The 21,081-nt window shown below is 72.2% G+C and carries 21 protein-coding genes; 14 read left to right on the plus strand and 7 right to left on the minus strand.

Annotated features, from left to right (window positions below):
* Nucleotides 1–113 precede the first annotated feature (113 nt).
* Together OG802_RS22880 and OG802_RS22885 are read left to right on the plus strand one after the other, a co-directional pair.
* The gene (locus tag OG802_RS22880; protein ID WP_329413186.1) at nt 114–821 is read left to right on the plus strand and encodes a DUF1707 SHOCT-like domain-containing protein; all 708 of its coding nucleotides are present in this window, start codon (nt 114–116) and stop codon (nt 819–821) included.
* 131 nt (nt 822–952) lie between these two features.
* Nucleotides 953–1,327 carry a WhiB family transcriptional regulator gene (locus tag OG802_RS22885; RefSeq protein ID WP_069768104.1) on the plus strand — a complete coding sequence of 125 codons (375 nt, stop codon included), beginning with the start codon at nt 953–955 and terminating at the stop codon, nt 1,325–1,327.
* A gap of 130 nt (nt 1,328–1,457) precedes the next feature.
* Here the strand turns inward: OG802_RS22885 and glpX are convergent, their stop codons facing one another.
* Entirely contained in the window at nt 1,458–2,492 is a 1,035-nt protein-coding gene (glpX, locus tag OG802_RS22890; RefSeq protein WP_329413188.1) for a class II fructose-bisphosphatase, read from the minus strand.
* Nucleotides 2,493–2,623: 131 nt separating this feature from the next.
* Between glpX and OG802_RS22895 the strand changes: the two genes are divergently transcribed.
* A complete protein-coding gene (locus OG802_RS22895) occupies nt 2,624–3,148 on the plus strand; it encodes a DUF4245 domain-containing protein (RefSeq protein WP_329413190.1) in 525 nt (174 codons plus the stop codon).
* 87 nt (nt 3,149–3,235) lie between these two features.
* On the opposite strand, the gene OG802_RS22900 is transcribed toward OG802_RS22895, so the two are convergent.
* From OG802_RS22900 to xseA, 3 genes are all read right to left on the minus strand, one after another.
* A complete protein-coding gene (locus OG802_RS22900) occupies nt 3,236–3,826 on the minus strand; it encodes a malonic semialdehyde reductase (protein WP_329413192.1) in 591 nt (196 codons plus the stop codon).
* Nucleotides 3,827–4,089: 263 nt separating this feature from the next.
* Complete coding sequence (locus tag OG802_RS22905) at nt 4,090–4,326, minus strand: exodeoxyribonuclease VII small subunit (RefSeq protein ID WP_329413193.1); 237 nt, start codon at nt 4,324–4,326, stop codon at nt 4,090–4,092.
* On the minus strand, nt 4,323–5,657 hold the full coding sequence (gene xseA / locus OG802_RS22910; RefSeq protein ID WP_329413194.1) for an exodeoxyribonuclease VII large subunit: 1,335 nt from the start codon (nt 5,655–5,657) through the stop codon (nt 4,323–4,325). The genes OG802_RS22905 and xseA overlap by 4 nt, the downstream gene beginning before the upstream one ends.
* Nucleotides 5,658–5,875: 218 nt before the next feature.
* On the opposite strand from xseA, the gene OG802_RS22915 reads away from it, so the two are divergent.
* Together OG802_RS22915 and ppgK are read left to right on the plus strand one after the other, a co-directional pair.
* The gene (locus tag OG802_RS22915; protein ID WP_329413196.1) at nt 5,876–6,904 is read left to right on the plus strand and encodes a 4-hydroxy-3-methylbut-2-enyl diphosphate reductase; all 1,029 of its coding nucleotides are present in this window, start codon (nt 5,876–5,878) and stop codon (nt 6,902–6,904) included.
* A 29-nt stretch (nt 6,905–6,933) separates the two neighbouring features.
* A complete protein-coding gene (gene ppgK, locus OG802_RS22920; RefSeq protein WP_329413197.1) occupies nt 6,934–7,683 on the plus strand; it encodes a polyphosphate--glucose phosphotransferase in 750 nt (249 codons plus the stop codon).
* A gap of 157 nt (nt 7,684–7,840) precedes the next feature.
* Here ppgK and OG802_RS22925 read toward each other — a convergent pair whose 3' ends face one another.
* Nucleotides 7,841–8,440, minus strand: coding sequence for a DUF6542 domain-containing protein (locus OG802_RS22925; protein WP_329413199.1), 600 nt, complete (start codon nt 8,438–8,440; stop codon nt 7,841–7,843).
* A gap of 196 nt (nt 8,441–8,636) precedes the next feature.
* On the opposite strand from OG802_RS22925, the gene ychF reads away from it, so the two are divergent.
* The 4 genes from ychF (at nt 8,637) to OG802_RS22945 (ending at nt 12,926) form a co-directional block, all read left to right on the plus strand.
* On the plus strand, nt 8,637–9,725 hold the full coding sequence (gene ychF / locus OG802_RS22930; RefSeq protein ID WP_329413201.1) for a redox-regulated ATPase YchF: 1,089 nt from the start codon (nt 8,637–8,639) through the stop codon (nt 9,723–9,725).
* Between the two features lie 115 nt (nt 9,726–9,840).
* The gene (locus OG802_RS22935; protein WP_329417319.1) at nt 9,841–11,046 is read left to right on the plus strand and encodes a DUF3533 domain-containing protein; all 1,206 of its coding nucleotides are present in this window, start codon (nt 9,841–9,843) and stop codon (nt 11,044–11,046) included.
* Between the two features lie 288 nt (nt 11,047–11,334).
* A complete protein-coding gene (locus OG802_RS22940) occupies nt 11,335–11,919 on the plus strand; it encodes a TetR/AcrR family transcriptional regulator (protein ID WP_329413202.1) in 585 nt (194 codons plus the stop codon).
* Between the two features lie 302 nt (nt 11,920–12,221).
* Nucleotides 12,222–12,926 (plus strand): SDR family oxidoreductase, encoded by a 705-nt coding sequence (locus tag OG802_RS22945; protein WP_329413204.1) that lies wholly within the window; start codon nt 12,222–12,224, stop codon nt 12,924–12,926.
* 293 nt (nt 12,927–13,219) lie between these two features.
* Here the strand turns inward: OG802_RS22945 and OG802_RS22950 are convergent, their stop codons facing one another.
* The gene (locus OG802_RS22950) at nt 13,220–13,612 is read right to left on the minus strand and encodes a DNA-binding protein (RefSeq protein ID WP_329413206.1); all 393 of its coding nucleotides are present in this window, start codon (nt 13,610–13,612) and stop codon (nt 13,220–13,222) included.
* Complete coding sequence (locus OG802_RS22955; RefSeq protein WP_329413207.1) at nt 13,612–13,863, minus strand: hypothetical protein; 252 nt, start codon at nt 13,861–13,863, stop codon at nt 13,612–13,614. Before OG802_RS22955 ends, OG802_RS22950 begins: the two co-directional genes overlap by 1 nt.
* Nucleotides 13,864–14,161: 298 nt before the next feature.
* Here OG802_RS22955 and OG802_RS22960 point away from each other — a divergent pair, with 298 nt between their 5' ends.
* The 5 genes from OG802_RS22960 (at nt 14,162) to OG802_RS22980 (ending at nt 21,069) form a co-directional block, all read left to right on the plus strand.
* The gene (locus OG802_RS22960) at nt 14,162–15,142 is read left to right on the plus strand and encodes a helix-turn-helix transcriptional regulator (protein WP_329413208.1); all 981 of its coding nucleotides are present in this window, start codon (nt 14,162–14,164) and stop codon (nt 15,140–15,142) included.
* 413 nt (nt 15,143–15,555) lie between these two features.
* Nucleotides 15,556–15,732: a hypothetical protein gene (locus OG802_RS22965; protein ID WP_329413210.1), complete on the plus strand. Its 177-nt coding sequence runs from the start codon at nt 15,556–15,558 to the stop codon at nt 15,730–15,732.
* Between the two features lie 53 nt (nt 15,733–15,785).
* Entirely contained in the window at nt 15,786–17,135 is a 1,350-nt protein-coding gene (locus tag OG802_RS22970; RefSeq protein WP_329413212.1) for a nucleotide sugar dehydrogenase, read from the plus strand.
* Entirely contained in the window at nt 17,132–20,296 is a 3,165-nt protein-coding gene (locus tag OG802_RS22975) for an amino acid adenylation domain-containing protein (RefSeq protein ID WP_329413213.1), read from the plus strand. The genes OG802_RS22970 and OG802_RS22975 overlap by 4 nt, the downstream gene beginning before the upstream one ends.
* A complete protein-coding gene (locus tag OG802_RS22980; protein ID WP_329413214.1) occupies nt 20,293–21,069 on the plus strand; it encodes a polysaccharide deacetylase family protein in 777 nt (258 codons plus the stop codon). The genes OG802_RS22975 and OG802_RS22980 overlap by 4 nt, the downstream gene beginning before the upstream one ends.
* The last annotated feature ends 12 nt before the right edge of the window (nt 21,070–21,081 follow it).

Genomic DNA, 21,081 nt, shown 5'->3' on the forward strand with positions numbered 1-21,081 from the left:
GGCGACCGGCGACCGGTGGGTGGGGGGCGGGGGAGCGGCGACCGGCGGCCGGGGTGGCCGGGTGGCCGTGAACAGGGGTATCGCGATCTATCGTGTTTCGGTACGCTGCTGTCGTGGACCTTCAGAAGCAGAGCAGCGCCCCTGCCGCCGCCCCCACGGCCCCCGCGCCGGCCGCCGAACTGCGTGCGTCCGACGCCGACCGCGACCGTATCGCCGACATGCTGCGCGACGCCCTGGCGGAGGGCAGGCTGACGGCCGACGAGCACGCCGAGCGGGTCGAGGGCGTGCTGGCCGCCAAGACGGTCGGCGAGCTGGAGGCGTTCGTCCGGGACCTGCCCGCGGCGCACGCCCGGCGTGCGGCTCCCGCCTCCGCCCCCTCCCGTCCCACCGCCGGCGCGATTCCGGCCGACCCCGACGACAACGTCGTCGCGATCTTCAGCAGCGCGGTCCGCCGCGGGCGCTGGCGAGCGGGCCGGCGCATCCACGCCTACGCGGTCTTCGGCAGCGTGGAGATCGACCTCACCGAGGCCCTCTTCGAGTACCAGCAGGTGGTGATCAAGGCGATCTCGGTCTTCGGCAACGTGGAGGTCCGCGTCCCGGAGAACGTGTCGCTGCGCGGCACCGGCGGCGCGGTGCTGGGCAACTTCGAGGTGGACGCGCTCGACTCCCCGCAGCCGGACGCGCCGGTGGTCTACGTGGACGGCTGGGCGGTCCTGGGCAACGTCGAGGGCCGGCCGAAGCGGGGCAAGCTGGTGGCGGACATCCTCGACCGCGTGCAGCACAAGATCGACAAGGGGCTGCGCAGGCACCTGGACCGCTGAGGGGCGAGAACGCGCCAACACCGGTGGTGGCGCGGTCCGGCGCCTGCGAACCCTGTGCATAGGCGCGCGTACAGCGGGTAGGCCTTGCTGCATCGTCGCTCGCTCGCGAAGCCGTCGTCAGGAGTAGACCCGTGCTGCAACCGCCGCATTCGTCCCTGCAGGTCGCCGCCGTCCCGGCCCAGCGGGTGCCAGCGCGCGACAGGGACCAAGACGCTCCCTGGCACACCGAGGCGGTGTGCCGCCGGGACGAGGCAGGCCTGTTCTTCGCCCCCTCCAAGGAGCCCACGGCCGCCCGGCTCTCGCGGGAGGAAGCGGCGAAGCGGGTCTGCGCGCGCTGTCCGGTGATGGTGGAGTGCCGCGAGCACGCGCTGTTGCAGCCCGAGCCCTACGGCGTGTGGGGCGGCCTCACCGCCGCCGAGCGCCGTGTGGTCCTCGCCCGGCGCCGGCGCCGTGACGTCGAACTGCAGAAGGCGCGCGCGGCGGGCCGCATAGCGCAGGCCGGTTAGGGCCGGGCGTCCGCCTTCGCAGAACGGCAGACTCCCGGCCTCCCCGGCCCGACCCTGGGCATGAAACGGGCGCCCCCCTCCGCACCGGGGGGCGCCCGCTCACCGGATCGGGCCGCTCGGCCCGCCGCGGCTACTTCGCCCGGTCGAAGTCGACGGCGCTGTAGGCGCGCAGTTTGCTCAGCCGGTGCTCGGAGTCGATGCGCCGCACCGTCCCGGACTTCGACCGCATCACGATCGAGTCGGTGATCGCGGTCTCCGAGCGGTAGCGCACCCCGCGCAGCAACTCGCCGTCGGTGATGCCGGTCGCGACGAAGAACACGTTCTCGCCCGTGACCAGGTCCTCGGTGGTGAGCACCCGGTCGAGATCGTGTCCGGCGTCGATCGCGCGCTGCCGCTCCTCGTCGTCCTTGGGCCACAGCTTGCCCTGGATGACGCCGCCCAGGCACTTCACGGCGCAGGCCGAGATGATGCCCTCGGGCGTGCCGCCGACGCCGAGCAGCAGGTCGACGCCGGTGCCCTCGCGCAGGGCCAGGATCGAGCCGGCCACGTCGCCGTCGGAGATCAGCTTGATGCGCGCGCCGGTCGCCCGGATCTCCTCGATGATGCCCGCGTGCCGCGGCCGGTCCAGGATGACGACGGTGACGTCCTCGGGCGTGGCCCGCTTGGCCTTGGCGATCCGGCGGATGTTGACCTCGACGGGCGCGTCGATGTCGACGAACTCGGCCGCCTCCGGCCCGGTGACCAGCTTGTCCATGTAGAACACGGCGGACGGGTCGAACATCGCCCCGCGCTCGGTGGCGGCGAGGACGGCGATCGCGTTCGGCATGCCCTTGGCCGTCAGCGTGGTGCCGTCGATCGGGTCGACCGCGATGTCGACCTCGGGCCCGGTGCCGTCGCCGACGCGCTCGCCGTTGAAGAGCATCGGGGCTTCGTCCTTCTCGCCCTCTCCGATGACGACCACGCCGTTCATCGACACGGTGGAGACGAGGGTGCGCATGGCGCGCACCGCGGCGCCGTCGGCGCCGTTCTTGTCCCCGCGTCCCACCCAGCGGCCGGCGGCCATGGCGGCGGCCTCGGTCACCCGGACGAGTTCCAGGGCGAGGTTGCGGTCGGGGGCCTCGGAGGGAACGTCCAGCTCGGACGGCAAATGATGATGCTCGGTCATCGGAGCGCACCTTTCTGACTGATACGACGACGGCCGGATGAGGGTTCGATGCCCGACTCTATCGTCAGTCCGACAAAATGAGCAGGGGACCCCACGGATGAGCGCGCCGGGCACCTGCGACGATAGGGGGCGTGGCAGGTTCGAACGGCAAACAGAAGACGGCCCGGGACATGATCCTCTCCCTGGGGCTGATCATGATCGCGGCGTGGGTCATCTACCTCTTCATCCCGCACGAGGACCACGCTCCCGACGTCAAGCGGGTCGACTACCGCGTCGAGCTGCTCACCGCGCGCCGCGCGGCGTCGTACCCGGTGGCCGCGCCCGAGGGCCTGCCCGACACGTGGAAGGCGACCTCGGTGCGCTTCAAGGGCGACGACTTCGACGCCTGGCACCTCGGTTTCCAGGCCCCCGACGGGGAGTACGTGGCCATCGAGCAGTCCACTCAGCGCCGCTCGCAGTTCATCGACGAGGCCAGCCAGGGCTCGACCGCGACCGACGTCACCGAGCGGATCGGCGGCCGCACCTGGACCCGCTACACCGGCGGCCGCTACGACGCCCTCGTCCTCGAGGACGCCAAGGGCTCCACCACGGTGGTCGCGGGCACGGGCGGCTTCGGCCGGCTGAGGACGATGGCGGGTGCGCTGAAGCTGGCGTGAGGCGGCCGCGGGCGTAGGCGTGCAGACGCCCCCGGCGCAGACGTGAAGAGGCCCGTGCGCCGGGGGCCTCTTCGCGTGTCAGCGGTCTCAGACGGTGGTGACGACCTCGTCGTAGGCCAGGCGCGGGGAGCGCGGGTACCAGGCGCCCTCGCCGGGGCGGCCGATGTTGACGACCATCAGCGGGGTGTGGTCGCCGTCCAGGAACTCCTTGCGGACGCCCTCCAGGTCCACGCCGGTCATCGGGCCGGCGGCGAGACCCGCGGCGCGGACGCCGATGATGAAGTACGCGGCCTGGAGCGCGGCGTTCAGCGCGGCGGCGCCCTCACGGGCCGGACGCTCGCTGAAGAAGAGGTCCTTGGCCTGCGGGAAGGCCGGGAAGAGGGTGGGGAGTTCCTCGTGGAACTCGTTGTCCGCGGAGAGGATCGCGACCAGCGGGGCGGTCGAGGTCTTGGCCTGGTTGCCCTCCGCCATGTGCCGCACGAGGCGCTCGCGGGCCTCGGGGGAGCGGACCAGGGTGATGCGCAGCGGGGTCTGGTTGAACGCCGTCGGCCCGTACTTGACCAGGTCGTAGATCGCCTGGACCTGCTCGTCGGTCACCGGCTCGTCGGTGAAGGTGTTCGCGGTGCGGGCCTCGCGGAACAGCAGGTCCTGGGCGGCGGGGTCGAGAACGAGAGACATGCGTGGGCTTCCTAGGGTTGCGTGCGGTACGACCGGATCCAACCGGACCGTGGTCCGGATAGGCTGACGTCGTAGACCGTACGTCAGGTATGTTCAAGTTTCAACAAAGGGGTGGGTCGGAGTGATCCGCTTCACAGCGGCACCCCGCGGTCACCCGGCCGACCCGACTCGCCCTGACCCCCGACCCCGCCCCATCCGACCCGACCCGACGCCATCCGACCCGACACCATCCGATCCGACCCGACCGGGCTGATGTCCGGGGATCACGCGTCGGCCGCGCCTCCCGGAACCTCCTCGTCCTCCACCGCCAGGGCCGCGTCCAGTCGCGCCCGGGCGCCCTCCAGCCAGCGGCGGCACACCTTGGCCAGCTCCTCGCCCCGCTCCCACAGGGCGAGCGACTCCTCCAGCGTGGTGCCCCCCGCCTCCAGACGCCGTACGACCTCGATCAACTCGTCGCGGGCCTGCTCGTAACCGAGGGCCTCGTCCGTCCTGCTCGTCATGCACCCATTCCCTTGCCGGTTGCTGCCTGCTCGTCGACGCGCCCCGCGCCGCTTGCCGTGTCCGCGCCGCTTCCCGTCTCCGTGCCCGGGCTGTGGGCCTCGTCCGTGGGCGCGGCGCCGTCCGAGGCGTCGACGCGGACGGTGAACTCGCCCTCGGCGACCCGCGCGCGCAGCACGTCGAGCGCCGTCACCTCGTCCGGGCCCCGGACCACATGCCCGTCGGCCCGCTGTAGCACCGCGTACCCGCGCTTGAGGGTGGCGGCCGGCGACAGGGCGACCACGCGCGCGTGCGTGTGCGTCAGCTCGGAGTCGGCACGGTCCAGGAGGTGGCCGAGCGTGCGCCGTGTGCGGTCCACCAGCGAGGCGACGTGGTCGGACCGCTCGTCGATCATCCGGTGCGGATCCTGTATCGCGGGCCGCGCGAGGGCGTGCGCGAGCCCGCGCTCCTCCCGCTCCACGGACGACTCCACGCACCTGCGGGCGCGCCCGCGCAGCATCCGCACCCGCTCCAGCTCCTCGCCGACGTCCGGCACCACCTTCTTCGCGGCGTCGGTCGGCGTCGAGGCGCGCAGGTCGGCCACATGGTCGAGCAGGGGGTTGTCCGGCTCGTGCCCGATGGCCGAGACGACCGGCGTACGGCAGGCGGCGACCGCGCGGACCAGCTGCTCGTCGGAGAACGGCAGCAGATCCTCCACGCTTCCGCCGCCCCGCGCGACGACGATGACGTCGACCTCCTCCAGCGCGTCCAGCTCCTTCACCGCCTGGACGACCTGCGTCACCGCGTGCACCCCCTGCACGGCGACGTTGCGCACCTCGAAGCGGACCGCCGGCCAGCGGTGCCGGGCGTTCTCCAGGACGTCCCGCTCCGCGGCGGAGGCCCGCCCGCACACCAGCCCGATCAGCTGCGGCAGAAAGGGCAGCGGCTTCTTCCGCGACGGGGCGAAGAGCCCCTCCGCGGCCAGCGACTTCTTCAACTGCTCCAGCCGCGCCAGGAGTTCCCCGACGCCGACCGGCTTTATCTCCAGGGCCCGCAACGACAGCTGTCCGCGCGGCGCGTACCACTCCGGTTTGGCGTGGACGACGACCCGCGCGCCCTCGCCGACGACGTCCGCGACCGCGTCGTAGACCTGGCGGAAGCACGTCACGCCCACGGAGATGTCGTGCGAAGGGTCCCGCAGCGTCAGAAAGACGACGCCTGCTCCCGGGCGCCGGGAAAGCTGGGTGATCTGCCCCTCGACCCACACCGCGCCGAGCCGGTCGATCCATCCTCCGATGAGCCGCGAGACCTGGCCGACGGGCAGCGGGGCGTCCGCGGACGTGTTCACAGCCATGCCGTCGAGAGTATCGGCCCCCGCTGACAACGAGGGGCCGACGCCCGCCCGTAGCGTGGGCCCCAAGCGTGGGCCCCAAGCGTGGGCCCCAAGCGTGGGCCCCAAGCGTGGGCCCCAAGCGTGGGCTCTGAGCGTGGGCTCTGAGCGTGGGCTCGGAGGGCGGGCCTGGAGGGCGGCGGACCCCGATGACGCCGACGGGGGCGGGGCACGGCCTTACGATGGGACGCATGACTGCTTCGCCTGGCCGCCGCCGTGTCCTGCTCGCCGCTCCCCGGGGCTACTGCGCGGGCGTCGACCGCGCCGTGATCGCCGTCGAGAAGGCGCTGGAGCAGTACGGGGCGCCGGTCTACGTCCGGCACGAGATCGTCCACAACAAGTACGTCGTGCAGACCCTGGAGAAGAAGGGCGCCGTCTTCGTCGAGCGGACGGAGGAGGTGCCGCCGGGCAACATCGTCATGTTCTCCGCGCACGGCGTCGCCCCCGTCGTCCACGAGGAGGCCGCGCGCGGGCGTCTGGCCACCATCGACGCGACGTGCCCGCTGGTCACCAAGGTTCACAAGGAAGCCGTGCGCTTCGCCCAGGAGGACTACGACATCCTCCTCATCGGGCACGAGGGCCACGAGGAGGTCATCGGCACCTCCGGCGAGGCCCCGGACCACATCCAGCTCGTCGACGGCCCCGCGGACGTCGCCAAGGTCGAGGTCCGCGACCCGTCGAAGATCGTCTGGCTCTCCCAGACCACGCTCTCCGTCGACGAGACGATGGAGACGGTCGACGCCCTGAAGGAGAAGTTCCCGCAGCTCGTCTCCCCGCCGAGCGACGACATCTGCTACGCCACGCAGAACCGTCAGCTCGCGGTGAAGCAGATGGGCGCGGAGGCCGAACTCGTCATCGTGGTCGGTTCGCGCAACTCCTCCAACTCCAAGCGGCTCGTCGAGGTCGCCAAGCTCGCCGGATCCCGCGCCGCCCACCTCGTGGACTTCGCGAGCGAGATCGACGAGGCGTGGCTGGAGGGCGTGACCACGGTCGGCGTCACCTCGGGCGCCTCCGTCCCGGAGGTCCTCGTGGAGGAGGTCCTGGGCTGGCTCGCCGAGCGCGGGTACGCAGACGTCGAGCTGGTCAAGGCCGCCGAGGAGCACATCACCTTCTCGCTGCCCAAGGAACTCCGCCGTGACCTGCGCGAAGAGGCAGCGGCGCTGGTCGCCGAGCGTGGCGGAAGCGGCGCTTCCGGCTCCTCGGCTGAGTGACTGTCAGTCGATCGTCGTAACGTAGGGCCATGCAGATCTTCGGCGTGGACATCGGTGGGTCCGGGATCAAGGGCGCTCCCGTGGACCTCGACAGGGGCGACCTGGCTCAGGAGCGCCACAAAGTGCTCACCCCGCAACCGGCGACTCCCGAGGGCGTCGCCGACGGTGTGCGGCAGGTCGTGGAGAACTTCGGCTGGAGCGGGCCCGTCGGCCTGACGTTCCCCGGCGTGGTGACCGGCGGATCGACCATCCGCACGGCCGCCAACGTCGACAAGAGCTGGATCGACACCGACGCGCGCGCGTTGTTCGGCGAGCGGCTCGGCGGCCTGCCGGTGACCGTGGTCAACGACGCGGACGCGGCGGGCGTCGCCGAGGTGTCCTTCGGCGCGGGCCGTGACCGCAGCGGCACGGTGATCCTGCTGACGTTCGGCACCGGCATCGGCAGCGCCCTCTTCGTCGACGGTGTCCTGGTCCCCAACACCGAGCTGGGCCACCTCGAACTGAACGGCCACGACGCGGAGAAGCGGGCCAGCAGCAAGGCCAGGGAAGACCACGAGCTGACGTGGGAGCACTGGGCGCGCCGCGTCCAGAAGTACCTGGCCCACGTCGAGATGCTCTTCTCGCCCGAGCTGTTCATCATCGGCGGCGGCGTCAGCCGCAAGGCCGACAAGTTCCTGCACCTCATCGAGGGCATAAGGGCGGAGATCGTGCCCGCCCAGCTCCAGAACAACGCGGGAATCGTGGGAGCGGCGATGCACGCGGCGGCCAAGCCGGAGTAGAAGGGGCCTGGGCCTCCTCGGGCGTCCGCAACCCGGCGGCGCAGGGATTCGGGTCGGCGGCGGCCGGCGGTGGGGAATCCGGTTCGGTGGCGGGCGGCCGACGGAGGAATCCGGTTCGGCGGCGGGCTGGGATGTAGGGATTCGGTTCGGCGGCCGGCTAGCGGCGCGGGGATCCGGTTCGGCGGCGGGTCGCCGCCCGGCGCAGGCCGCGGGCCAGGATGGTCAGTCCGGCCAGCAGGGTGCCCGCGTAGAGCCAGCCGACCTGCGTGGCCAGCGCGGTCACCAGGCCCGCCAGCCGCTCCCCGGCCCCGTCGCCGCTCCTGGCCACCGGCAGCAGCCCGAACGTGAAGGCGATCGGCGCCACGACCGGCGCGGCGAGCAGCTCGGGCCCGCGCACCCAGAGGCCGGTGAGCACGCACACCGGCAGGAACAGCACGCTGTACACGGTCAGCGAGCCCTCGAACAGCACCTGGTCCAGGCACCCCAGCAGGAACATCAGGGTCCCGCTGAACAGGCCGCCGCCCAGTCCGGTGAGCCGCGGATTCGGCAGCCGTCGCACCGCGCCCGGCGCGCCCGTCCCGCCCGACGCGCTCGGCTCGGCCGGGACCGCCGTACCCGGCCGCCGCACTCCGGGGCGGCCGGGCCGGCCGGAGGGGTGCGGCGATCTGCGGTTCCCCTCCCGGTCGGCCTGCGGCGGCAGCGGCTGCCCGCCGGGTCGGGTGCCTTGGTGCGGGGGGCGCGTCCTGTGTTGCTCCACCGGACCAACTTAGGTCGGTTTATGTGCTGAATCGGGTGTCGGACACGCCGTGCGGAGGGGCTTGGCCATCCGTTCGACAGGGCCGCCGGGCCGAGGCCGGGCACGCCGTAAACTGGTGGACCGGTCAGCCCTCTGGCCCTGGCCCTCTCACTCCGGGAACGGGCCCTATGGCCCTCTCACCACGGGAAGTCGCAACGTGTCGCTCACGATCGGAATCGTCGGTCTGCCGAATGTCGGCAAGTCGACCCTGTTCAACGCCCTGACCAAGAACGACGTGCTGGCGGCCAACTACCCGTTCGCCACGATCGAGCCGAACGTGGGCGTGGTCGGCGTCCCCGACGCCCGCCTCACCAAGCTTGCCGAGATCTTCTCCTCGCAGCGCATCCTCCCGGCGACCGTCGACTTCGTCGACATCGCGGGCATCGTCAAGGGCGCGTCCGAGGGCGAGGGCCTGGGCAACAAGTTCCTGGCGAACATCCGCGAGTCCGACGCGATCTGCCAGGTCATCCGCGCCTTCAAGGACGAGAACGTCGTCCACGTCGACGGCAAGGTCTCGCCCAAGGACGACATCGAGACGATCAACACCGAGCTGATCCTCGCCGACCTCCAGACCATCGAGAAGGTCCTGCCCCGCCTCCAGAAGGAGTCGCGGATCAAGAAGGACGTCGTCCCCAAGGTCGCGGCGGTCGAGGCGGCGAAGGAGATCCTGGAGAAGGGCGACACCCTCTTCTCCGCGGGCATCGTCCAGGGTTCCGGCAACGAGGAACTCCTGCACGACCTGCACCTGCTCACCACCAAGCCGTTCCTCTACGTCTTCAACGTCGACGAGGACGAACTGGTCGACGAGGACTTCAAGGCCGAGCAGCGTGCCCTGGTCGCCCCCGCCGAGGCGATCTTCCTCAACGCCAAGCTGGAGCAGGACCTCGCCGAGCTGGACGAGGACGACGCGATGGAGCTGCTGGAGTCGGTCGGCGCCGAGGAGCCCGGCCTCACCACCCTCGCCCGCGTCGGCTTCGCCACCCTCGGCCTGCAGACGTACCTCACGGCCGGTCCCAAGGAGTCCCGCGCCTGGACGATCAAGAAGGGGGCCACCGCCCCCGAGGCCGCCGGCGTCATCCACACCGACTTCCAGAAGGGCTTCATCAAGGCGGAGGTCATCTCCTTCGCCGACCTGGTGGAGACCGGCTCGGTCGCCGAGGCCCGCGCGAAGGGCAAGGCCCGCATGGAGGGCAAGGAGTACGTGATGCAGGACGGCGACGTGGTGGAGTTCCGGTTCAACGTGTAGCGGCTGACGTATCACCACGTCGCTGATCTGGTGAACATGCAGGTCAGAAGGGGCTCGACTCTTCGGGGTCGGGCCCCTTCTGTCTTTTCCCGTGCTGGCATCGTGCTGGGACGGGATGGGATGCCCGTGCCGGGATCGTGCTGGGATTGGTGCGAGCGGCCTGGTCAACGCCGACAAGGGGGCCGCTGTCGGTGGCAGGCAGGTCAACCTGGGGGCCGGGATCACCGAGTCGATCGGGAAGTCCGCCGCGAGCGGGGACAGGATCGACTGGAAGGTGATGGACGAGAAGGAGATGAAGGAGGAACTCGGCAAGGGCGAGCTGTACGGCGCGCTCGTCGTCCCCGCCGACTTCACCTCCGCCGCCACCGCACTGATCGGCACGGCGAGCACCGCGAGCACCGGGATCCCGGCCCGCCCGACGCTGACGGTGCTGACGAACCAGTCCGCCGGCAGCGTGGGCTCCAGCCTGGCCCGGACGGCGACGACGCAGGCGGCCGAGAGCGCCTCGCACCAGGTGGGCAAGGGGCTCCTGTCCCAGGGCGGGACCGGGCAGGCGAAGCTGCCCGCGGCGGCCCGCGTCCTGCTGGCCGACCCGGCCGCCGTCACCGTCGAGGACGGCCATCCCCTCGACCCGCACAGCGGCCTGGGCCTGACGGCGTTCTACTACGCCCTCGTCCTCGTGGTCTGCGGCATGCTCTCCGCCAACGTCATCAGCGGCCAGGTGGACCACGCCCTCGGCTACACCCACAACGACATGGGACCGCTGCGCCTGCACCGCCCGCTGATCCGGGCGACCCGGGTGCAGACCCTCGCCATCGGCAGCACCCTCATGGCCGGGCTGTCCCTGCTGATGGGGAGCCTGGTCATGGCGGGCGCGGTCGGTCTCATGGGGATGCACGCCGCCCATCTGCCACTGCTGTGGCTGTACTCGGTGTGCGCCATCGCGGTCTCCGGGATCGGCGCGCTGACCCTGCTGGCCGTCTTCGGCACACCCGGCATGCTGGTGGTCACGCTGGTCTTCATCGGAATGGCGGTGCCGACGGCGGGCGCCACCACGCCGCTTCAGGCGCTGCCCGGCTTCTACCGCTTCCTGGCGGAGTTCGAACCGCTGCGGCAGATCACCGGCGGCATCCGCTCGATCCTCTACTACGACGCCCAGGCCGACGCCGGCCTGACCCGGGGCTGGGTCATGATGGCGGTCGGCCTCGTGGCAGCCGCCCTCTTCGGCTTCGGCATGACCGGCTGGTACGACCGCAAGGGGCTGCATCGCATCCCCGCCGAGACGGAGCCCGGGCTCGGGACGACGGCTGCCCCGGCGTAGCGGAGGCGGCTCACTCATGACGGGGCCATTGCTCGGAGTGGCCCCGGTGTGCGTCGCCCCCTGTGGGGACGAGAGGCGCGTGCACCGTCAAGGCTCGGCGACGGCCTTTCCCCCGAGATAGTCGCCGAGCCGCCGAGCCGCCGAGCCGCCGAGCCGCCGAGCCGCCGGGCGGCCGAGCGGCCTTCGGGCGGCCTTCGGGCGGCCGCGCGGCGGCGGGCGGGTTCCCGACCTTCCCCGCGCGGAAACCGATCGGTTTCATTTCCGTCCGATTCGGGTTAACCTCGCGGTATGACTACCGAAGTGAAGCAAAGCCCCCGGGGGCGGCTGCTGGAGGCGGCAGCCACGCTCACCTACCGCGATGGCGTCGGCATCGGTGTCGAGGCGCTGTGCAAGGCGGCGGGGGTGTCGAAGCGCTCCATGTACCAGCTGTTCGAGAGCAAGGACGAACTGCTGGCGGCGAGCCTGAAGGAGCGTGCCGCCGCTTTCGGGGCGAGTCTCCTGCCCCCGGCGGATGACGGCCGTTCCCCCCGCGAGCGGATCCTGTACGTCTTCGAGCGGGTGGAATCGCAGGCGGTTGCGCCCGACTTCCAAGGCTGCCGGTACCTGGCTGTGCAGATCGAGCTCAAGGATCAGGCCCACCCCGCGAGCCGGGTGGCCCACCAGATCAAAGCGAACCTGACGGCCTTCTTCCGCTCCGAGGCCGAACGGGGTGGGGCGAGTGATCCCGACCTGCTGGCCCGGCAGCTCACCCTGGTCTTCGACGGCGCCAGCGCGCGCGCGGGGATCGGCGCCGACAATCTGACCGGGCTCGTCGCGCCCACGGTGACCACCCTGCTGGATGCGGCGGGCATTGCGGCGGGCGTGAACTCATGAACTGATCCGCCGAGTCTTCGGCAGGATCGGCGACCGAAGCGCTCCTTCGGGTTGACGCGAGTCGATGTGAGGCGAGTCGATGTGAGCCGAATCGAATTGAGGCGAGTCGAGGCGAGGCGAGTTGACGCCCGACAGTCGATGCCCGGCTTCGGCGGTCGAAGCAGCGCGCATGGCCTCACGCCCCTGCTTTCCCGTGCGGCCGCGCATGACGAAGTCGCCCGGCGCTCCATCTGACTTGCATGAGGAAACCGATCGGTTTACGGTGGTGAAACCGATCGGTTTTCATCTTCGTGGAGGCAGTCATGACAGCAATCAAGGGCGCCGGCGTTTTGGTCACCGGAGGCAGCCGCGGCATCGGCAAGATGCTGGTCGAGGAGCTCTACGCGCGCGGGGCCGGCAAGGTCTACGCCACGGCCCGCGACCCGCGCACGGTGACCCATCCCGATGCCGTTCCGCTGGCGCTCGAGGCCACCGACCCGGCATCCGTGGCGGCGGCCGCCGAGCAGGCCCAGGACTTCACCATCCTGATCAACAACGCCGGCGCATCCGTCCGCGCTTCGTACCTCGACTCCCCGATGGAGGACGTGCGCCGGGATCTGGAGACCAACTTCTACGGGCCGCTGCTGGTCACCCGGGCCTTCGTGCCGATCATCGAGCGCAACGGCGGGGGCCACATCCTCAACGCCCACTCCGTCCTGTCCTGGCTGGCCGACGGCACGCCCTACGGCGCCTCCAAGGCCGCCCTGTGGTCGCAGACCAACTCCCTGCGCCTGGAACTGCGGCCGCGCGGCATCGCGGTGACCGGGCTCCACATGGCCTACGTGGACACCGAGATGACCTCGGGCGTCGACGCGCCCAAGGCCGACCCCCGCGACATCGCCGTAGCCGCACTCGACGGCATCGAGACGGGAGCGCACGAGGTGCTGGCCGACGACATCACCCGCTCGGTCAAGTCCCAGCTGTCCGCCGACCTGGAAGCCATGTACGCCCAGCTGGCGAAGGAGTAGCACGCGCCTCCGCATGGCACGGCCTGCCGGCAGGCGCAGCTCGTGTTCGGCTGCTCCGGCGACGAGGCGGGAGAGCGGGATGCCTTCTTCCTCGGCGGCTCCGGCCAGGGCCTCGACCAGGGATTCGTCGAGGGTGATAGTCACCTTCTTGGCAGCCATACATCAACCATGGCGTGGTATGGCATCCGACGCCGATGCAGGGATCACGCGCCGACGACCACGAAGGGCGTGAGCGCATCCGGCGGGGAGGGGGTCGCCCGTTCCGGGTTCATGTGCTGGGACGTCTCGTCCACTCAGACCTTGATGATCTCCGCGGAAGGGTCGCACAGGAGTGTCAGATCCTCGGGCTCGGACGTGAGGACGGTGACCGGCCGGGGTGCGTTGCGGGCGATGACGGCGAAGGCGGCATCGATGGCGTACTTGTGGCCATGGAGGTGATGGGCGCGCAGAAGCGCGGCCGCCTGGTCGGTGATCTCCCTGGTGACGTCGTGAACGTCGATGCGGGAGAGGACCCACTTGACGCGGGCCGGGTGGATACGCGCGTAGTCGGCCTCAAGTGTGGTCATGGCGCTGGTGGCCACGCGGATGCCTTCCTCCGACGCCGCTCGGACCAGAGCCACGACGGTACGGTCCTTGCGGTAGAGCTTCGAGAGGCCTTCGCTGTCGAGCAGGAGGGTGCCGGGCATCAGGCGGCAGCCCCGCCGGTCTGCCGGTGGTCGTGGCGCAGCAGCGCCCGGGCGGCCTCGACCTCCTCGCGGGTGAGAGCCTCGTTGTCGGTCCCGAAGTCCGCGACGATCTCCTCGAGCTTGTCCATGGCGACCCGCTGTTCGAGGGCCTCGGCGACGTAGGCGGAGAAGCCGCCGGGCCCGATGTGGGCGCGTACGGCCTCGGCGAGGTCCTCGGGCAGGCTGATGGAGTACTTCCTGCTACCGCTCATGGTGCCGATCCTGCCGGAGGGCGTAAGTCTTCGGTGGTGAAGGGCTCCCGCGGTGGGGCCATGGGGCCATGGGGCCATGGGGAATCGTCGTCCGCGCCGGTGTCCGGGCGCCGGACTGCCGACCGGCGCCCCGGGCCTGGTGAACGAGTGTGCTATGACTCGATCGCAATCAGTGAACCGAGCCCTCGAAGATCCCGGGGCGGTCCGTAGGGGGCCGCCCGTAACCTGCCGGCGACCAGCGGCGCAGGACGGGTCGCCCGCTGCCAGGGGACGGGGTCGCGCCGAACGAGGGGGACGTGTGAACGAGGAGAGCGAACGGATACGCCGGCGGCTCTACGGGCTGATCTACCGGCACCCGGCCTGGTCGCTGGAGCAGATGGCGGCCGAGGTCCGCTGTTCCCTCGCCGTGGCGGACCAGATGTGCGACGAACTCTGCGCCGTCGGACTGCTGATCCCCGCGTCCGCGGCGCCCTGCGGATATGTGACGGTGACGCCGGAAGCCGCGCTGACCCGGCTGTTCTCCGCCGAGGAGCGTCAGACCACGGCCCACGCACAGCACGTGTCCAGGATCCGCGGCGCCATCGCCTCGCTGATCGGCGACTATCCGCGGCTGCGCGACGAGCGGCGCGAGTCCCTCGAGATCGAGGTCCTTCCGACCCCGACCCTGGTGAACACCTTCCTCGAGGACGCGGGCAGCACCTGCAACGTGCGCATGCGGTCGATGCATCCCGGCGGGCCGCCGCCGGAGGACCTCATGGAGGACATGCTGCTGCGCGACAAGGAGATGGAGAGCCGGGGGATCCGGGTGGAGACGCTCTACTCGCGGCGGACGGCGGAGGTCCCCTACATGGCGGCCTATCTGTCGGACGTCGAGCGGCTGGGGCGCGAGGCGCGTACGGCGGTCTATCTGCCGCTGCGGATGATCCTGTTCGACTACGACCTCGCCGTGCTGCCGATCAACCCGCACGACAGCGGCGAGGGCGCCTTCGCCGTCCACGGGCAGGCGCTGGTGCGGTCCCTGCACGCGCTGTACGACTACTGCTGGCACACCTCGGCCCCGTTCCGTCCGGTGGCCGCGCACGGCGCGGAACTCGACTCGCAGGATCTCGCCGTGCTGCGCATGCTCGCCGACGGCGTCAAGGACGAGGCGATCGCCCGTCATCTCGGAGTCTCCTCACGGACGTTGAGCCGGCTGATGACCGGCCTGCTGGACCGGCTGGGGGCGCAGACGCGCTTCCAGGCGGCCCTGCGGGTCGCGGAGCTGGGGCTCCTGGACTGAGGACCGGCCGGCCGGTCTGCCCACGACGACGGCGGCACCGCCGGCCCGCCGGGCGGCGCCGGCCGCAGCGGCCCGCCGGGCATCGACCGCGGCACCGGCCCTCCGGGTGCCCGTCGGGTGCCCGCCGCAGGGCCCCGTTCCGGATCCTGTTCACGACCGCGGGAGGGCTCCGTAGCGCTGCCGCGGAGGGCTTCCGTTCCGCTGGAGCGGAGGGGCTTGTTCCGTTTCGTCTCACATCGTGAGACTGATCGGGGGTGTGTCGTCCTGTCGCCATGGCCGGTCGCCGCCTGTGGAATGGCTTGAACCCGGGGTCCGCGTGACAGCAGCATGGGTCTGCCGGACGGGACGGGCGGCGCTGACCGCCTTCCCGTCCGCCGCGTCTCGCACACGTCAGACACCACCGGGGGATACGTATGTCTGCAACACTTCGCCGCTTCGTCTGTAGCGCCCTGCTGTGCGCCTCTCTCCTCGCCGTGGCCGGAACCGTCCGCGCCGTCACGCCCGAGCCGGACGCCGCCGGCGGCCGGGTCGCATCGGCTGCCGAAGCGACCCCCCTGTCCGCGCCCCAGGGCGACAACGGCTGGTGGTAGGCGCACCCGCGCCTCACCCGCCCGCCCGTCAGTCCGCGCACCAGGAGAGTTCGATGGACGTCATCGCCGCCGCACCACCCGGTCCACCCGAGCCGGTCTTCACCACGGATCTCGCTCCGGCAGCGCACCGCGACCGCATGGTCGACGCGGTCGACGCGGTCGACGTGGCCGTCGTGGGCATCGGTTACGCGGGCCTTCCGCTCGCGGTGGCCGCCGCGCTGGGCGGGCACCGCACCCGTGGGCTCGATCTGAGCGACTTCCTGGTGGCGCAGGTCAACATCGGCCGGCCGCCCGTCGACACGGTGACGTCCGCCGAACTGGAGTCCGCGGCGCCGCTGCTCGACGCCACCACGGACCCGGCGTTCCTGCGCGAGTGCTCCGTCGTCGCCCTGTGCGTGCCCACGCCGGTGGACACGCACGGCGTGCCGGACCTGGAGCCGCTGCTGGCCGCGGTGCGCACCGTCCGCCACCACCTGACGGCGGGGCAGCTGGTGATCATCGAGTCCACCACGTACCCCGGCACCACCGACGGCGTCATCCGCGACATCCTGGAGGAGTCCGGACTGGTCGCGGGCCAGGACTTCCACCTGGCCTTCTCGCCGGAGCGGGTGGATCCCGGCAACACCCGGTACGGCTTCCACAACACGCCCAAGGTGGTAGGCGGGCTGACCGCGGCGTGCGGCGCCCGTGCCGCCGCGTTCTACGCCGGCCTGACCGACCACGTCCACGTCACCCGGTCCAGCCGTGAGGCCGAGGCCGCGAAGATCCTGGAGAACACCTACCGCCAGGTGAACCTGGCGCTGGTCAACGAGTTCGCGCAGATCTGCCACCGGCTGGGCGTCGACGTCTGGGACACCATCGCGGCCGCGGCCACCAAGCCCTTCGGCTTCACCCCGTTCCGGCCCGGCGCGGGCGTCGGCGGCCACTGCATCCCCGTCGACCCGCTCTATCTCGTGCACCGCGCCACACAGGCCGGGGTGCCGTTCCGGATGGCCGAGCAGGCGCAGCGCATCAACGACTCGATCCCGGTCTGGGTCGCCTCCCGTGCGCAGGAACTGCTAGCCGCGAGGAAGATCGCCGTCCGCGGGGCCAAGGTGCTCCTGCTGGGCGTCACCTACAAGCCGGACGTCGCCGACACCCGGCACTCGCCGGCCGAACCGCTCGCTGCCGAACTGCTCGGTGCGGGCGCCGACGTGATGTTCCACGACCCGTACGTCAGCACCTTCTCCGCGCGGGGACGGGCGGTGCCCGCCGGGCAGGACCTGGTGGCCGACCTCGCCGCCGCCGACCTGACGATCGTCGTGCAGCGGCACCGGATGTACGACGGCGGACTGCTGGCCCGCGCACGGCTCGTCCTCGACCCCAGCGGACCCGGTACGACGGCGGAGGGCGTGTACGCATGACGCAGCACCCCGGGGTCGTGGAGCTGATCCACGCCCACGCAGCCGCACGCCCCACGGCCACCGCCCTGCGGACCCCGGCCGGCGCCGTGACCTATGCCGACCTGTGGGCCCGCGCCGGACTGGCCGCGAAGGCTCTCACGGACCGCGGCGTGCGCCCGGGCGACACGGTCGTCGTGCGCATGCCCTCCGGTCCGCGGGCGATCGTCGCGATGCTCGGGTCCTGGCTCGCCGGCGCCGCGTTCGTGCCCGTCGACATGGCGACCCCCGCCGAGCGCCTCGTGCACGTCATCGGCCACAGCGGCGCCGTCGTCGTCCTCGACGGCGACACGGCGCTCGAGCCCTCGACCGGACACCTGCCGGCGGCCTCGACCGCGGCCGGGACGCGGCCTGTCGGAGCCGGCGCGGACGCCCCGCTCGACGACCGCGGCGCGTACGTCGTCTACACCTCGGGGTCCACCGGAGTGCCCAAGGGAGTCCTGGTGGGACACCGGGCGCTGGCCGGTCACGTCCGCGCGTCCGTGGACCTGTTCGCGCTCGGGCCGCACAGCACGGTGCTGCAGTTCGCGAGCCTCGGCTTCGACGTCGCCCAGGAAGAGATCTGGCCGACGCTCGCCGCGGGGGCGACCCTCGCCTTCCACGGCACGGGGAGCGTCCCCGACACCGCCCGTCTCGCCTCCGTCGCCGCGGCACTGGAGGTGACCGTCCTCCAACTCCCCACCGCCTACTGGCGCATGCTCTGCGCGGAACTCGACGGCGCGGACGGCCCGTCGTTCGCCGGGGTCCGCACGGTGGTCATCGGCGGCGAGAACGCCACGACCGCCGACGCCCGCGCCCACCGACGCACCCCCCTCGCGCACACCGTGCTGGTGAACGGGTACGGCCCCACGGAGACGGTGATCACCGCCACCGCTCTGGTGCTCGCCCCCGGCGACGACGTGCCGGCGACGGCCGGACTGCCCATCGGCAGGCCGGTCGGCGAGCGCGTCGCGCGGGTGCTCGACGAGGAACGGCGACCCGTCGCCGACGGCGAGCCGGGCGAACTGTGGATCGGCGGCGAGCTGCTCGCCACGGGCTATCTGCACGACGAGGCGAGGACGCGCGATCAGTTCCCGCCCGACCCGTACGCGGCGGCCCCCGGCGCGCGGATGTACCGCACCGGCGACATGGTGGTGCGGCGGGAGGACGGCGGCATCGAGTTCCTGGGGCGCGTCGACAACCAGGTGAAGGTGCGCGGCCACCGCATCGAGCTGGACGAGGTCGACCGCCATCTGCTCGACGTCCCCGGCATCGTCTCCGCGACCGCGTTCACCCTGGACGACGGCGCCGGCGGGAACGTGCTCGCGGCCGCCGTGGCCGGCGACGGCTCCGGCCCCGACCCCCGGGCGGTCCGCGAGCACCTGCGGGAGCGGATTCCCGCCTACCTGGTGCCGGGCCGCATCGCGGTGCTCGACCGGCTGCCGCTCACCACGTCCGGCAAGACCGACCGCCGTGCGGCGGCCAAGGCCGCGGCGGCCGTCCTGGCGACCGGTGCGACGCCCGTCCCGGACGGCTCCGGCCCGCCGCGATCCCCGCTGGACGCGGTCCTCGCCCTGCTCCGGTCCCTGCTGCTCGCACCTGAGTTCGGCCCCGACGACGACTTCCTCGCCCAGGGCGGCGACTCCCTCATGGCCCTGCGCGTCTGCGCGCGGATGCGGGGACGGGGCATCTCCATGAATCCCGGCGATCTCCTCGCGGGGCGCACCGCCCGCGCCGCCGTCGCCCTGGCGGAGCGCCGCCGCGCGCCGCGCACCGCCGAGGAGGAGCCGGCCGGCCCGCTCGACCTGCTGCCCGCCCAGCACCGCTGGCTCCGCGACGGCGACCTCCCCGAACGCGACCACTTCTGTCTGAACGCCCTGTTCACGACCGGCTCCGGCCTGTCGGCCCGCCGTCTGGCCCAGGCGGCCGGGGCACTGCAGAGGCGCCACCCGGCGCTGCGCACGGCCCTGCGCGAGGACGGCACGGCCGAGCTGGCGCAGACCGATCCGGCCGACGCCGTCCGCGTCCTCGACCTGGGCCCGGTCCTGCCGCGGGACCGCACCGCCGTCCTGGAGGACGCGCTGGCCGCGGCCCAGACGTCGATGTCGCTCGAAAGGGGCCGGGTCCTCCAGCTGCTGTACGCCGACGGCGTGGACGGCGACGCCCGGCTGCTCCTGACGGTGCATCACTTCGTGCTCGACGGGGTCTCGATGAGCGTGCTCGTCGACGACCTGGAGCTGCTGCTGGCCGACGGCCGGCCGGAAGCCGCAGCGACGGGGCCGCGCGCGATCGGCGCCGCCCTGCGGGACTGGGTGCGCACGCCGCAGGCACGGGCGGACGCCGCCGAATGGGCCGCCCGCACCACCCGGTTCACGGCACTGCGCCCCGACGCGGACGGCGCCGCCCGGCTGCCCACGCTGCGCACGCACCGCTTCCGGCTGCCCGCGGACCTCACCCGTCAGGTGACCCACCGTCTCCCCGCCGCCGGCGTCTTCCCCCACCACTTCGCGCTCGGCTGCCTCGTCGGCGGCCTGGCGGCCTGGACCGGGGAGCCCGTGCACGGCGTGGACGTCTACGCCCACAGCCGTGACGTGTCCCCGGGCGACCTCGACCTGTCCCGCACGGTCGGCTACGTGCAGAGCACCTACCCGGCCGTCCTGCGCTGGGAGGGGAAGGGCATGGCCGCCCTCGTCGAGGCACTCGAAGGGCCGGCCGCCCTGCCCGAACGCCGGTACGGGTTCGACGCGTTGCGCTTCCTCTCGCCCGATCCCGGGGAACGCGCGGCCCTGGCCGCGTGTCCGCGCCCGCGGGTCCGGCTCAACTTCCGGGGACATCTGCTGCGACTGGAACAGCGGTCGTCCGGCGCCGTGCTGCGGCCCGCGAGCGAGAGCTTCGGCGCTCACCGCTCGCCGCTCCAGCAGGAGCGGTATCTGCTCATGGCCGAGGGCGACATCGTCGACGGGCGACTGGAGATGAGCCTGAAGTACTCCACCGTCCACTGGAGCGCGGAGCGGATCGAGGAGCTGGCCGGCTGCGTCGACCGGGTGATGCGGCAGACGCTGGACGACTCCGGCGACGCGTCCCGGGCTCCCGCGGGCCCGCCGCGTCCGCACACCGCCCCCCTCGCGGACGGGGGCGCCGAATGACACCGGTCCCGCCCACGATCGCCGGCATCCCCGCCGAGCACCAGCCCGCGACGGGCAGCGCCCCGCGGTGGCCGCTGGTTCTGTACTTCCACCATGTGCACCCCGGCGTACGGCACTACACGGCTCTCTCCCCGGACGAGTTCGAGCGGGGACTGGAGCAGGTGCTCGAACGGTTCGACCCGTACGATCCGGCCGACCTGCTGGCCGACGGAGGGCCCCGCCGGCCGGAGCGTCCCACGGTGCTGGTCACCTTCGACGACGGCTACCGCGACAACACGACCCACGCGCGGGACATCCTGGACCGCCTCGGCGTCCGCGCGGTGTTCTTCGTCTGCACGGGGATGCTGGGACGGCGCAGCCCCCGTCCGCGTGAGGACTACCTGACGTTCGAGGCGTGCGACCGGCTGGCGGGCGAGGGACACCTGATCGGCGCCCACACCCGCACCCACCCGCACCTCGACCGCATCCCCGCGGCCGACGGCCGCGCCCAGACGCGGGGGTCGCTCGACGACATCCGCGAGCGGTACGGCCCGGGTCCGGCCCGGCTCTTCGCCTACCCGTACGGCGGGGTGCCCGCCGAGCCGCACCTGCCCGACGACGTCCTCGCCTTCGGGACGGTCCGTTCGCCCGCCACGCCGTGGACCGCGAACCCGCAGCAGATCCGCAGAACCTATCTGCCCTCCGGGGCGGCCGACACCTGGGCCGAGCTGGTGCTGCACTGGCGCACCGCGTGGGACGGGCCGACGGCGCCGTCCGCGCCCGGCCCGTCCTGACCGCTTCCGAGA

The organism is Streptomyces sp. NBC_00704 (assembly GCF_036226605.1).
In the GTDB taxonomy this organism is placed as follows: Bacteria; Actinomycetota; Actinomycetes; order Streptomycetales; family Streptomycetaceae; genus Streptomyces.

Excerpts from the sequence above, each read along its gene's own strand:
- xseA (WP_329413194.1), bottom strand. The coding sequence starts at position 5,657 with ATGGCTGTGAACACGTCCGCGGACGCCCCGCTGCCCGTCGGCCAGGTC.
- OG802_RS22975 (WP_329413213.1), top strand. The coding sequence starts at position 17,132 with ATGACGCAGCACCCCGGGGTCGTGGAGCTGATCCACGCCCACGCAGCC.
- OG802_RS22945 (WP_329413204.1), top strand. The coding sequence starts at position 12,222 with ATGACAGCAATCAAGGGCGCCGGCGTTTTGGTCACCGGAGGCAGCCGC.
- OG802_RS22935 (WP_329417319.1), top strand. The coding sequence starts at position 9,841 with ATGGGATGCCCGTGCCGGGATCGTGCTGGGATTGGTGCGAGCGGCCTG.
- OG802_RS22970 (WP_329413212.1), top strand. The coding sequence starts at position 15,786 with ATGGACGTCATCGCCGCCGCACCACCCGGTCCACCCGAGCCGGTCTTC.
- OG802_RS22965 (WP_329413210.1), top strand. The coding sequence starts at position 15,556 with ATGTCTGCAACACTTCGCCGCTTCGTCTGTAGCGCCCTGCTGTGCGCC.
- OG802_RS22900 (WP_329413192.1), bottom strand. The coding sequence starts at position 3,826 with ATGTCTCTCGTTCTCGACCCCGCCGCCCAGGACCTGCTGTTCCGCGAG.
- ppgK (WP_329413197.1), top strand. The coding sequence starts at position 6,934 with ATGCAGATCTTCGGCGTGGACATCGGTGGGTCCGGGATCAAGGGCGCT.
- OG802_RS22915 (WP_329413196.1), top strand. The coding sequence starts at position 5,876 with ATGGGACGCATGACTGCTTCGCCTGGCCGCCGCCGTGTCCTGCTCGCC.
- OG802_RS22950 (WP_329413206.1), bottom strand. The coding sequence starts at position 13,612 with ATGCCCGGCACCCTCCTGCTCGACAGCGAAGGCCTCTCGAAGCTCTAC.
- glpX (WP_329413188.1), bottom strand. The coding sequence starts at position 2,492 with ATGACCGAGCATCATCATTTGCCGTCCGAGCTGGACGTTCCCTCCGAG.
- OG802_RS22955 (WP_329413207.1), bottom strand. The coding sequence starts at position 13,863 with ATGAGCGGTAGCAGGAAGTACTCCATCAGCCTGCCCGAGGACCTCGCC.
- OG802_RS22905 (WP_329413193.1), bottom strand. The coding sequence starts at position 4,326 with ATGACGAGCAGGACGGACGAGGCCCTCGGTTACGAGCAGGCCCGCGAC.
- OG802_RS22980 (WP_329413214.1), top strand. The coding sequence starts at position 20,293 with ATGACACCGGTCCCGCCCACGATCGCCGGCATCCCCGCCGAGCACCAG.
- OG802_RS22940 (WP_329413202.1), top strand. The coding sequence starts at position 11,335 with ATGACTACCGAAGTGAAGCAAAGCCCCCGGGGGCGGCTGCTGGAGGCG.